Raw genomic sequence first — 12,741 nt, 5'->3', positions numbered from 1 at the left:
GGGTGCGGCCGTGACGTCCGAGGCGCTGCGCCGTCGCCGCGTTCCCCGCGCCGCCCACGCGCCGATCGCGATCGGAGCCCTCGTCGCCGCCGCGACCACGTACGTGGGCGTCGTCGACCCGAACCGGCCCGGCCACTACGTCACGTGCCCGCTGCTCGCGCTCACGGGCCTCGCGTGCCCGGGATGCGGTGGGCTCCGGGCCACGCACGACCTCGCCCACCTCGACCTTGCCGCAGCCTGGGCCATGAACCCGCTGTGGGTGCTCGTGGCGCCCGTGCTCGTCGTGCTGTGGGCGGTGTGGCTCGTGCGCGCGCTGCGCGGCCGAGCGGCGCCGCGGGTCCCGGCGGTCGTGGCATGGGGCTTCCTCGTGGTGCTCGTCGCCTTCGGCGTGCTGCGCAACGTTCCCGCCTTCGTCCCGTGGCTCGGCCCGGCGGGCGCCTGACCAGCGCCTGACCAGTGCAGACCCCTGGGGGTTCGCGTCTCGTGGGCTGAACCGTGGTCATCGTCACGCGGGGGCGGCCCTACGATGGCTGGTATCTCCCTGTCAATGGGTCGGCCTGAACCTGTGGGTGCGCGGCGGCCGACCGGCCCGGCAGGGACGAGGACGAGCACGGGGAGTGGTGGGACGATGACTGTTCTGGACGACATCGTCGCCGGTGTGCGCGAGGATCTCGCGGTGCGCCAGGCGTCGACCTCGCTGGACGAGCTGAAGGAACGTGCCCACCGTGTGCCCGGGGCACTCGAGTGCGTGAGCCGGCTCAAGGCGGACGACGCCGTCGCGATCATCGCGGAGGTCAAGCGGTCGAGCCCCAGCAAGGGCGCTCTCGCGACGATCTCCGACCCCGCCGAGCTCGCCGGCGAGTACGAGAAGGGCGGCGCGTCCGCGATCTCCGTGCTCACCGAGCAGCGACGGTTCAACGGCAGCCTCGCCGACCTCGACGCGGTCCGCGCGAGGGTCGACGTCCCCGTGCTGCGCAAGGACTTCGTCGTGACGCCGTACCAGGTGTGGGAGGCACGGGCGCACGGCGCCGACATCGTGCTCCTCATCGTCGCCGCGCTCGAGCAGACGGTGCTCACGTCGCTCGTGGAACGCGTGCACTCGCTCGGCATGACCGCGCTCGTGGAGGTCCACACGGTCGACGAGGTGTCGCGCGCGCTCGACGCCGGTGCGCGCGTCATCGGCGTGAACTCCCGCGACCTCAAGACGCTCGACGTCGACCGGACCACCTTCGCGCGCCTCGCGCCCGCGATCCCGGACGAGGTCGTCCGCGTCGCCGAGTCCGGCGTGCGCGGCCCTCACGACGTCATGGACTACGCCCGATCGGGTGCGCACGCGGTGCTCGTCGGCGAGGCGCTCGTGACGGACGACGCCCCGCGGTCGTCCGTCGCGGACCTCGTCGCCGCCGGGGCGCACCCGTCTCTGTGGTCCGTGCGGCCCTGAGGCACGACGGCTCCGTCCGTCACGTCACAGGCGCCGCGCCCCGGCCCAGCAGACCCCACCACGCAGGAGGACCGGCCCCGTGCCCGACTCGACACCCACGACCGACCCCCGGAGCGCCGACTCCGTGCGCGCCGACCTGACGCGCTCCCTCGCCACCCAGGAGGGCCCGTACTTCGGCGAGTTCGGCGGACGCTTCGTCCCCGAGGCCCTGATCGCCGCGCTCGACGAGCTCGAGACCGACTACCGCAAGGCGCTCGACGACCCGGCCTTCGTCAACGAGCTCGCGCGGTTGCACCGCGAGTACACCGGCCGCCCGAGCCCGCTCACCGAGGTGCCGCGGTTCGCGCAGCACACGGGTGGCTCGCGCGTGTTCCTCAAGCGGGAGGACCTCAACCACACGGGCTCGCACAAGATCAACAACGTGCTCGGCCAGGCGCTGCTGGTCAAGCGCATGGGCAAGACGCGCGTGATCGCCGAGACCGGTGCCGGTCAGCACGGTGTCGCGACGGCGACCGCCGCTGCGCTCCTCGACCTCGAGTGCGTCGTGTACATGGGCGAGGAGGACACGAGGCGCCAGGCGCTCAACGTCGCCCGGATGCGCTTGCTGGGCGCCGAGGTCGTCCCCGTGACGATCGGGCAGCGCACGCTCAAGGACGCGATCAACGAGGCCCTGCGTGACTGGGTCGCCAACGTCGACACCACGCACTACCTGCTCGGCACCGTGACGGGGCCGCACCCGTTCCCCGAGATGGTGCGCGAGTTCCACCGCATCATCGGGGAGGAGGCGCGCACGCAGATCCTCGACCGCATCGGGCGGCTGCCGGACGCGCTCGCGGCGTGCGTCGGCGGCGGTTCCAACGCGCTCGGCCTCTTCAACGCGTTCCTCGACGACGAGGGCGTCGAGCTCTACGGCTTCGAGGCGGGCGGCGAGGGGATCGAGAGCGGCCGGCACGCGGCGCGGTTCAGCGGCGGCGCCCCGGGCGTCCTCCACGGGGCGCGCTCGTACCTGCTCCAGGACGACGACGGCCAGACTCTCCCCAGCCACTCGGTCTCGGCCGGGCTGGACTACCCGAGCGTCGGCCCGGCGCACTCGTGGCTCCACGACCTGGGACGCGCGACCTACCAGCCGGTGACGGACTCGGAGGCGATGGACGCGTTCCGGCTGCTGTGCCGCACCGAGGGCATCATCCCGGCCATCGAGTCGGCGCACGCGCTCGCCGGTGCGCTGCGCATCGGGCGCGAGGCGGCCGCGGCGGGCCGGACCGACCACGTCATCCTCGTCAACCTCTCGGGGCGCGGGGACAAGGACGTCGCGACCGCCGCCCGGTGGTTCGACCTCGTGGACGACGACGCGATCGCCGAGACGGCGACGGGCACGGAGGGACAGCTGTGAGCGGGGCCCAGACCAAGGACGCCCTCGAGGCGCCGACCGCAGGGACGTCGTCGGTCACCGCGCGCCGCCTGCTCGAGCTCCGCGCGGAGGGGCGTGCCGCGCTCGTCGGGTACCTCCCGGTCGGGTTCCCGAGCGTCGACCGCTCGATCGAGGCGGCGCTCGCGCTCGTCGAGTCCGGCGTGGACGTGCTCGAGCTCGGCATCCCGTACACGGACCCGGTGATGGACGGCCCGGTCGTCCAGGCGGCCGCACAGGCCGCGCTCGACGGAGGGGCGCGCGTCGCGGACGTGTTCCGCGTCGTCGCCGCGGTCACGGAGCGGACGGGCGGGCGCGTGCCCGTCCTCGTCATGACGTACTGGAACCCCGTGCTGCGCTACGGCGTGGACGCGTTCGCGCGCGACCTCGCCGCCGCCGGGGGAGCAGGGCTCATCACGCCCGACCTCATCCCGGACGAGGGGCGAGCCTGGATCGAGGCCGCGGACGCCCACGGGCTCGACCGCGTGTTCCTCGTCGCGCCGAGCTCGACCCCCGAGCGGCTGCAGCTCACCGCCCGCGCCTCGCGCGGCTTCGTCTACGCCGCCTCGACGATGGGCGTCACGGGCGTTCGCTCGGAGGTCGGGCCACAGGCCGAGCGGCTGGTCGCGGACACGCGGGCCGCGGGCGCCGACCTGGTGTGCGTCGGCCTGGGCGTCTCCACCGGGGAGCAGGGCGCGCAGATCGGGCGCTACGCCGACGGCGTCATCGTCGGCTCCGCGTTCGTCCGTCCGCTGCTCGGCGACGCGCCGTGGGACGAGCGCCTCGCGGCCCTGCGGTCCGTCGCCGGGTCGATCGCCGCGGGCGTCCGGTCCGGGAGGGCCGTGCCCGACGGCGCCGGTGCGGCCGGTGTGACGGCGCCCGGCGAGGTGGTCGCGTGAGCGCCGCGGTCGCCGTCGGGCAGCTCGCGGAGGCCGCGGGCGCACTGCCCGCGGCGATCCCGAGCCCGCCCCAGCACACGTGGTACCTCGGCCCGTTCCCGATCCGCGCCTACGCGCTCGCGATCCTCGCCGGCATCGGCGTCGCGCTGTGGCTCACGCGTCGACGCTGGGTCGAGCGCGGGGGAGAGGCCGACGACGTCCTGGAGATCGCCTTCTGGGCGGTGCCGTTCGGCATCGTCGGCGGTCGCATCTACCACGTCTTCTCGACGCCGGACCCGTACTGGGGCCCCGGCGGCGACCCCGTGCGCGCGCTCTACGTGTGGGAGGGCGGCCTGGGCATCTGGGGCGCCGTCGCGCTCGGCGCGGTCGGTGCCTACATCGGGTGCCGCCGGCAGCGCGTGCGGTTCGCCGCGTTCGCCGACGCGCTCGCCCCCGGGCTCCTGCTCGCGCAGGCGGTGGGGCGGCTGGGCAACTGGTTCAACCAGGAGCTGTTCGGCGCTCCGACGACCCTCCCGTGGGGCCTGCGGGTGGACGACTCGGTGGCCGCGGCAGCGGGCTACCCACCGGGCACGCTCTTCCATCCGACGTTCCTGTACGAGATGGTCTGGAACATCGGTGCTGCCCTGCTCCTGATCTATCTGGACCGCCGGTTCCGGCTCGGTCACGGTCGGGTATTCTGGCTCTACGTCTTCGTCTACACGCTCGGTCGGGTGTGGATCGAGATGCTGCGCATCGACGAGGCCGAGCTCGTCCTCGGTCTCAGGCTGAACGTCTGGACCTCGATCTTGGTCGGCATCGGTGCGTTGATAGCGTTTGTCGTGATCGGGCGCCGGCATCCCGGGCGTGAGGAGACGGTGTCCCTCGACGCACCGGACGACGCGCCCGCCACGGAGTCCGAGGAGCCGGTCGAGCAGTCGACCGACGACGAGGACGCCGAGCAGACCGAGGACTCCGACGACTCGGAGGAGTCCGAACCGGCAGATGCCGCGCGACCAGACCCCGGTCGTTGAGCGTCCGTCATTCATAGGCGAATCCGCCGGGCGACCGCCCGGTGGGTTCTGTCATGTCCGAAGGGCCGATGACGTCCCGAACCCCCCAGCTGGAACCAGCCCGGCCGTCTCGGTCGGGCGCCTGTGAGGACGGTGTTGATGACCACGCCGCAGTATCGGGACGCGCACCGGGCACCCGCCCTGTCCGCCCCTCCCACGGCTCACGGTCTGTACGACCCCGCCGCCGAGCACGACGCCTGCGGCGTCGCCTTCGTGGCGACGCTCCGTGGCACGCCCGGACGCGACATCGTTGACGCAGGGCTGACGGCCCTGCTCAACCTCGACCACCGCGGCGCCGTCGGCGCCGAGGAGAACAGCGGCGACGGCGCCGGGATCCTCACGCAGATCCCGGACGCGTTCGTGCGCGACGTGGTCGACGCCGAGCTCCCGCCCGCCGGCCACTACGCGATCGGCATGGCGTTCCTGCCGCAGGACGACGGCGAGGCTGCCGCGGCGGTCCGCGGCGTCGAGGCCATCGCCGCCGAGGAGAAGCTCGACGTCCTCGCGTGGCGCGACGTGCCCGTGACGGCCGACCTCGTCGGCCCGAGCGCGCGCGCCTCCATGCCGCTGTTCCGCCAGGTCGTCGTCGCGGACCCCGCGCGCGAGCTGTCGGGCGTCGAGCTCGACCGCCGCACGTACCGTCTGCGCAAGCGCGCGGAGAACGAGCTCGGCCTGTTCTTCGCGTCGCTCTCGGCGCGCACCCTCACGTACAAGGGCATGCTCACGACGGCGCAGCTCGAGCCGTTCTTCCCGGACCTGTCCGACCCGCGCTACGCGAGCGAGATCGCGCTCGTGCACTCGCGCTTCTCGACGAACACGTTCCCGTCGTGGCCGCTCGCGCAGCCGTTCCGCATGATCGCGCACAACGGCGAGATCAACACGGTGCGGGGCAACCGCAACTGGATGGCGGCGCGCGAGGGCACCCTCGCGAGCGACGCCGTCGGCGACCTCGCTCCGCTCCTGCCGGTGTGCTCGGAGGGGTCGAGCGACTCGGCCAGCTTCGACGAGGTGCTCGAGCTCCTGCACCTCGCCGGGCGCCCGCTGCCGCACGCGGTGCTCATGATGATCCCCGAGGCGTGGGAGAACCACGCCGAGATGGACCCGGACCTGCGCGCGTTCTACGAGTACCACTCCACGCTCATGGAGCCGTGGGACGGTCCGGCGTGCCTGAACTTCACCGACGGGACGCTCATCGGCGCCGTGCTCGACCGGAACGGCCTGCGTCCGGGTCGCTACTGGGTGACCGAGGACGGTCTCGTCGTGCTCGCCAGCGAGGCCGGCGTGCTCGACCTCGACCCGGCGACGATCGTGCGCAAGGGCCGGCTCGAGCCCGGTCGCATGTTCCTCGTGGACACCGGGCAGGGCCGGATCATCGAGGACGAGGAGATCAAGTCCCAGCTCGCCGCGCAGCGCCCCTACGCGCGGTGGGTGGAGGAGAACTCCGTCTACCTCGACCAGCTTCCCGAGCGCGAGCACGTGGCGCACAGCCCGGCCTCAGTGCAGCGCCGCCAGCGCGCGTTCGGCTACACCGAGGAAGAGCTCAAGATCCTGCTCACCCCCATGGCGAACGCGGGAGCCGAGCCGCTCGGCGCGATGGGTACGGACACGCCGATCGCGGTGCTCTCGCAGCGCCCGCGGCTGCTGTTCGACTACTTCACGCAGATGTTCGCCCAGGTGACGAACCCGCCGCTCGACGCGATCCGCGAGGAGCTCGTCACGTCGATCGGCGGGGCGATCGGCCCCGAGCCGAACCTGCTCGTCGACACCCCGGAGCACGCGCGCAAGCTCATGCTCCCGTTCCCGGTGCTCGACAACGACCAGCTCGCCAAGATCATCCGGGTCGACAAGGACCCGAGCCTCGCGGGCATCTTCCGCGCGGTGACGATCAAGGGCCTGTACCGCGTCGCCGGCGGGGGAGAGGCACTCCTCGCGCGCCTCGAGGAGATCTTCGCCGAGGTGGACGAGCACGTGGCGGCCGGCGCGAGCTTCATCGTGCTGTCCGACCGCGACTCGGACTCCGACCTCGCGCCGATCCCCTCGCTCCTGCTGTCGAGCGCCGTGCACCACCACCTGCTGCGCCGGCACACACGCACCCAGGTCTCGCTCGTCGTCGAGGCGGGCGACGTGCGCGAGGTGCACCACGTCGCGCTCCTCATCGGCTACGGCGCCGCCGCGGTCAACCCGTACCTCGCCATGGAGACCGTCGAGGACCTCGCTCTGCGCGGCTACCTCGGCGTCGACCCGGAGAAGGCGGTCGCGAACCTCATCAAGGCGCTCGGCAAGGGCGTGCTCAAGGTCATGAGCAAGATGGGCATCTCGACCATCTCGTCCTACCGGGGCGCGCAGGTCTTCGAGGCCGTCGGGCTCTCGCACGACCTCGTGCGCGACTACTTCGCCGGCACCACGTCCCGGCTCGGCGGCATCGGCCTCGACGTCATCGCGGCCGAGGTCGCGGCGCGCCACGCCGAGGCCTACCCGGCGTCGGGCAACCACCAGGCGCACGTGCGGCTGACGACGGGCGGCGAGTACCAGTGGCGCCGCGACGGCGAGGAGCACCTCTTCGACCCGGAGACGGTGTTCCGCCTGCAGCACTCGACCCGGGAGCGCCGGTTCGACATCTTCCGCCAGTACACGCACCGCGTCGACGAGCAGTCGTCGCGGCTCATGACGCTGCGCGGCCTGCTGGAGCTCCGCGAGGGCGAGCGCCCCGCCGTCCCGCTCGACGAGGTCGAGCCGGTGAGCGAGATCGTCAAGCGGTTCAACACCGGCGCGATGTCGTACGGCTCCATCTCCGCCGAGGCGCACGAGACGCTCGCGATCGCGATGAACCGCCTCGGCGGTCGTTCGAACACGGGCGAGGGCGGCGAGGACCCGGAGCGCCTGTACGACCCGGAGCGGCGCTCGAAGGTCAAGCAGATCGCGTCCGGACGGTTCGGCGTGACGAGCGAGTACCTGACCAACGCGGACGACATCCAGATCAAGCTCGCCCAGGGCGCCAAGCCCGGCGAGGGCGGTCAGCTCCCCGGCCACAAGGTGTACCCGTGGGTCGCGAAGACCCGGCACTCGACGCCGGGCGTCGGGCTCATCTCGCCGCCGCCGCACCACGACATCTACTCGATCGAGGACCTGGCGCAGCTCATCCACGACGCCAAGAACGCGAACCCGGCCGCGCGGATCCACGTCAAGCTCGTCTCCGAGTTCGGCGTCGGTACCGTCGCGACGGGCGTCTCCAAGGCGCACGCCGACGTCGTGCTGATCTCGGGCCACGACGGCGGCACGGGCGCGAGCCCGCTGACGTCGCTCAAGCACGCGGGCACGCCGTGGGAGATCGGCCTCGCCGAGACCCAGCAGACGCTCGTGCTCAACAACCTGCGCGACCGCATCGTCGTCCAGGTCGACGGGCAGATGAAGACCGGGCGCGACGTCGTCGTGGCGGCGCTGCTCGGTGCCGAGGAGTTCGGCTTCGCGACCGCCCCGATGGTCGTCTCGGGCTGCGTCATGATGCGCGTGTGCCACCTGGACACCTGTCCCGTCGGTGTGGCCACCCAGAACCCCGAGCTGCGCTCGCGCTTCACGGGCAAGCCGGAGTTCGTCGTGAACTTCTTCGAGTTCATCGCCCAGGAGGTGCGCGAGTACCTCGCGCGCCTGGGCTTCCGCAGCATCGAGGAGGCGATCGGCCACGTCGAGTACCTCGACACGCGCAAGGCCGTCGACCACTGGAAGGCCCAGGGGCTCGACCTCGGCCCGGTGCTCGAGAAGCCCGTGCCCGTCGAGGGGTCGTCGCTGCGCAACACCACGACCCAGGACCACGGCCTCGACAAGGCGCTCGACAACCAGCTCGTCGCCCTCGCGGCGGACGCGCTCGAGCGTCGGGAGCCGGTACGGATCTCGCTCTCGGTGCGCAACGTCAACCGGACCGTCGGGACCATGCTGGGGCACGAGGTCACCAAGCGGTACCGCGGCGAGGGGCTGCCCGACGACACGATCGACGTGACCCTCACGGGGTCCGCCGGCCAGTCGCTCGGTGCGTTCCTGCCCCGCGGCGTCACCCTGCGCCTGTTCGGCGACGCGAACGACTACGTGGGCAAGGGCCTGTCGGGCGGGCGGATCGTCGTGCGCCCCGACCGCAACGCGGTCCTCACGGGGTCGAGCAACGTCGTCGCGGGCAACGTCATCGGCTACGGCGCGACGTCCGGGGAGATCTTCCTGCGCGGGCGCGTGGGCGAGCGGTTCGGCGTCCGCAACTCCGGTGCGACGCTCGTCGTCGAGGGTGTGGGCGACCACGGCTGCGAGTACATGACGGGCGGGACCGTCCTGGTCCTCGGCCCGACCGGCCGCAACTTCGGCGCAGGCATGTCCGGCGGCACGGCGTACGTCCTCGACCTGCGCGAGAGCGCCGTCAACACGAGCGCCCTGGCGACCGGCGAGCTGGGCCTGAGCCCGCTCGAGGACGACGAGGTGACGCTCGTGGAGGCGCTCGTGCGTCGCCACCACGACGAGACGGGCTCGCTGCTGGCGGCCGAGCTGCTCGACGACTTCCCCGCGGCCGCGCAGCGCTTCACGCGCGTGCTGCCGACCGACTTCGCGCGCATGCGCTCCGCGCTCGACAAGGCCGAGTCCGCAGGGCTCGACCCGGCCGCGCCAGGCGTGTGGGACCAGATCTTGGAGGTGGCCCGTGGCTGACCCTCGCGGATTCCTGAAGGTGCGGGAGCGTGAGCTCCCGCCGAACCGGCCGGTCGCCGTCCGCCTGCGAGACTGGAAGGACGTGCACGCCCACCTCGAGGACGGGCAGGTCTTCCTCAAGGAGCAGGCCGGGCGCTGCATGGACTGCGGCATCCCGTTCTGCCACCAGGGCTGCCCCCTCGGGAACCTCATCCCCGAGTGGAACGACCTCGTCTACCGCGAGCAGTGGGCCGACGCGATCGACCGCCTGCACGAGACGAACAACTTCCCCGAGTTCACCGGCCGGGTGTGCCCGGCGCCGTGCGAGTCGAGCTGCGTGCTGGGCATCAACCAGCCCGCGGTGACGATCAAGAACGTCGAGGTCTCGATCATCGACGAGGCGTTCGCGCGCGGGTACGTCACGCCCCGGGTGCCGCAGCGGCTCACGGGCTCGACCGTCGCCGTCGTGGGCTCCGGCCCCGCCGGGCTCGCCGCGGCGCAGCAGCTCACGCGCGCCGGCCACACGGTCGCCGTGTACGAGCGGGACGACGCGATCGGCGGGCTCCTGCGGTACGGCATCCCGGACTTCAAGCTCGAGAAGCTCCACATCGACCGGCGCATCGCCCAGATGGAGGCCGAGGGCACGCGCTTCCGGCCCGGCGTCGAGATCGGCGTCGACATCACGTGGGACGACCTGCGCGCGCGGTACGACGCCGTCGTCGTCGCCACCGGCGCGACCGTCCCGCGCGACCTGTCGATCCCGGGCCGCGAGCTCGGCGGGATCCACTACGCGATGGAGTTCCTGCACCAGGCGAACGCCGTCGTGGCGGGACGCGTCGTGCCCGACCAGATCACGGCCGAGGGCAAGCACGTCATCGTCATCGGCGGTGGCGACACCGGCTCCGACTGCCTCGGGACGTCGCTGCGCCAGGGCGCGGCGAGCGTCACGACGCTGGCAATCGGCAAGCAGCCGCCGCTCGAACGTGCGGCGAGCCAGCCTTGGCCGACCGACCCGATCGTGTTCGAGGTGTCCTCGTCCCACGAGGAGGGCGGCGAGCGCGAGTACCTCGCGTCGACTGTCGAGTTCCTCGGGGACGAGAACGGCACGGTCCGCGCGCTGCGCGTGGCCGAGACCGAGTACCTGCCCGAAGGCCGGCGCGTCCCGAAGGCCGGCACCGAGCGCGAGATCCCCGCGGACCTCGTGCTCGTGGCGATGGGCTTCACGGGCCCGGAGACCGAGACCCTCACGTCTCAGTCCGCCGTGGACCTCACGGCCCGCGGCCTGGTCGGGCGTGACGACGACTTCGCGACGTCGCTGCCGGGCGTGTTCGTGGCCGGCGACGCCGGACGCGGGCAGTCGCTGATCGTGTGGGCGATCGCCGAGGGTCGGGCTGCGGCGGCTTCCGTCGACGCCTACCTTCAGGGAGGGACCGAGCTGCCCGCGCCCGTGCGCGCGAGCACCGTGTCACTGCGCGCTTGACGTGCACCCCGACGCCGGGTGTCCGGCGTCGGGACGATGAGCGGGGCATCCTTGGGAGGGGCACCCCGCGACGTCCGGCTCGCAGCCGGACGGAGGACTAGAGGCTGGAGATATGCGCAGAGCAAAGATCGTCTGCACCATCGGACCTGCGACCGAGTCGAAGGAGCAGCTCCGGGCGCTCGTCGACGCGGGGATGGACGTCGCGCGGATCAACCGCAGCCACGGCAGCGCGCAGGAGCATGAGGCCGTCTACCACGGCGTGCGCGAGGCCGCGAAGGCCTCGGGCCGGTCCGTCGCCGTGCTCGTCGACCTCCAGGGGCCGAAGATCCGCCTCGGGCGCTTCGCGGAGGACCAGAAGCACTGGCTGGAGGAGGGTGACACCTTCACCATCACGACGGACGACGTCGTCGGCACCAAGGAGCTCGTCTCCACGACGCACAAGGGCCTGCCGGGCGACGCCCGCGTCGGTGACCCGATCCTCATCGACGACGGCAAGGTGCTCGTCCGCGTCACCGCCGTCGAGGGCCCGCGCGTCGTGACGCGCGTCGAGGTCGCCGGCCCCGTGTCGAACAACAAGGGCCTGAACCTCCCGGGCGTCGCGGTCTCCGTGCCCGCGCTGTCCGAGAAGGACCGCGACGACCTGCGCTGGGCGCTGCGACTCGGCGCCGACATCATCGCGCTGTCGTTCGTGCGCTCCGCCAAGGACTTCGACGACGTCAAGCAGATCATGGACGAGGAGGGCCGCACGGTCCCCGTCGTCGCCAAGATCGAGAAGCCGCAGGCTGTCGAGAACCTCGCCGAGATCATCGACGCCTTCGACGGCGTCATGGTCGCGCGTGGCGACCTCGCCGTCGAGCTGCCGCTCGAGCAGGTGCCGCTCGTCCAGAAGCGCATCGTCGAGCTCGCACGCCGCAACGCCAAGCCCGTCATCGTGGCGACGCAGGTGCTCGAGTCCATGACGAACTCGCCGCGCCCGACGCGCGCCGAGGCGTCCGACTGCGCCAACGCCGTCCTCGACGGCGCCGACGCGGTCATGCTCTCGGGCGAGACGAGCGTCGGCGAGTACCCGATCCTCACGGTCGAGACCATGGCGCGCATCATCGAGGCGACCGAGGAGGCGGGCCGCGAGCGGATCGCCCCCCTCGGCTCGACCCCGCACACCCGCGGTGGCGCGATCACGCGTGCGGCCGCCGAGATCGGCGAGATCCTCGGCGTGAAGTACCTCGTGACGTTCACGCAGTCGGGCGACTCCGCGAAGCGCATGTCCCGCCTGCGCTCGCACATCCCGCTGCTCGCCTTCACGCCGCGCGAGCACGTGCGCAACGTCCTGTCGCTCACGTGGGGCACGCAGACCTACCAGGTGCCCGAGGTGGAGAACACCGACGCGATGGTGGGCCAGGTCGACACGACCCTGCAGGCGAACGGCCTCGCCGAGGTCGGCGACCTCGTCGTCGTCGTCTCCGGTGCGCCCGTCGGCCAGCCCGGCACGACGAACTCGATCCTCGTGCACAAGATCGGCGACCACTCCGACACGCGCAAGTGACCCGGCCGCGCCCCTGAGGGCGCGGTCTCGTCGCGCGGTCTGACGGCGACGCCCCCTCGCTGGGGGCGTCGCTGTTCGTCGTTCCTGAGTGCGTCGCTCTTGGTCACCTTCCGCGGGGCCCTCCTCCTCTCCGGCCCCGCTCCCGGTCCCGTCACCTCGTGCAGCGGTCGGCTGGGCCGACGACGCCCCGGCCTCCCAGCCCGACCACGCGTCGTCAGGCCGCTCGAACCGCACCAGTGCCGAAATGCCGGGACACCGC

Annotated in this window: 8 protein-coding genes; all 8 read left to right on the top strand. The window is 72.4% G+C overall.

Annotated features, from left to right (window positions below; genetic code table 11):
• The first annotated feature begins 10 nt into the window (after positions 1-10).
• The 8 genes from ACMXGY_RS11605 to pyk all read left to right on the top strand — a co-directional run bounded on the left by ACMXGY_RS11605 (position 11) and on the right by pyk (position 12,482).
• Entirely contained in the window at positions 11-442 is a 432-nt protein-coding gene (locus tag ACMXGY_RS11605) for a DUF2752 domain-containing protein (protein WP_483773148.1), read from the top strand.
• Positions 443-628: 186 nt separating this feature from the next.
• Positions 629-1,441 (top strand): indole-3-glycerol phosphate synthase TrpC, encoded by an 813-nt coding sequence (gene trpC / locus ACMXGY_RS11600; RefSeq protein ID WP_483773147.1) that lies wholly within the window; start codon positions 629-631, stop codon positions 1,439-1,441.
• A gap of 124 nt (positions 1,442-1,565) precedes the next feature.
• Positions 1,566-2,834: a tryptophan synthase subunit beta gene (trpB, locus tag ACMXGY_RS11595; RefSeq protein ID WP_483776853.1), complete on the top strand. Its 1,269-nt coding sequence runs from the start codon at positions 1,566-1,568 to the stop codon at positions 2,832-2,834.
• Entirely contained in the window at positions 2,831-3,748 is a 918-nt protein-coding gene (trpA, locus tag ACMXGY_RS11590; protein WP_483773146.1) for a tryptophan synthase subunit alpha, read from the top strand. Before trpB ends, trpA begins: the two co-directional genes overlap by 4 nt.
• Complete coding sequence (gene lgt / locus ACMXGY_RS11585; protein ID WP_483773145.1) at positions 3,745-4,758, top strand: prolipoprotein diacylglyceryl transferase; 1,014 nt, start codon at positions 3,745-3,747, stop codon at positions 4,756-4,758. The genes trpA and lgt overlap by 4 nt, the downstream gene beginning before the upstream one ends.
• Positions 4,759-4,896: 138 nt before the next feature.
• On the top strand, positions 4,897-9,480 hold the full coding sequence (gene gltB, locus ACMXGY_RS11580; RefSeq protein WP_483773144.1) for a glutamate synthase large subunit: 4,584 nt from the start codon (positions 4,897-4,899) through the stop codon (positions 9,478-9,480).
• The gene (locus tag ACMXGY_RS11575) at positions 9,473-10,939 is read left to right on the top strand and encodes a glutamate synthase subunit beta (RefSeq protein WP_483773143.1); all 1,467 of its coding nucleotides are present in this window, start codon (positions 9,473-9,475) and stop codon (positions 10,937-10,939) included. Before gltB ends, ACMXGY_RS11575 begins: the two co-directional genes overlap by 8 nt.
• Positions 10,940-11,051: 112 nt before the next feature.
• On the top strand, positions 11,052-12,482 hold the full coding sequence (gene pyk / locus ACMXGY_RS11570; protein WP_483773142.1) for a pyruvate kinase: 1,431 nt from the start codon (positions 11,052-11,054) through the stop codon (positions 12,480-12,482).
• The last annotated feature ends 259 nt before the right edge of the window (positions 12,483-12,741 follow it).

It is taken from the genome of Cellulosimicrobium sp. G4 BAM 1002, assembly GCF_057126935.1.
This window is presented reverse-complemented; position numbering and strand designations above follow the sequence as displayed.

Bases quoted from the DNA above. Each gene is read 5' to 3' on its own strand.
- trpC (WP_483773147.1), top strand. From the start codon at position 629: ATGACTGTTCTGGACGACATCGTCGCCGGTGTGCGCGAGGATCTCGCG.
- gltB (WP_483773144.1), top strand. From the start codon at position 4,897: ATGACCACGCCGCAGTATCGGGACGCGCACCGGGCACCCGCCCTGTCC.
- pyk (WP_483773142.1), top strand. From the start codon at position 11,052: ATGCGCAGAGCAAAGATCGTCTGCACCATCGGACCTGCGACCGAGTCG.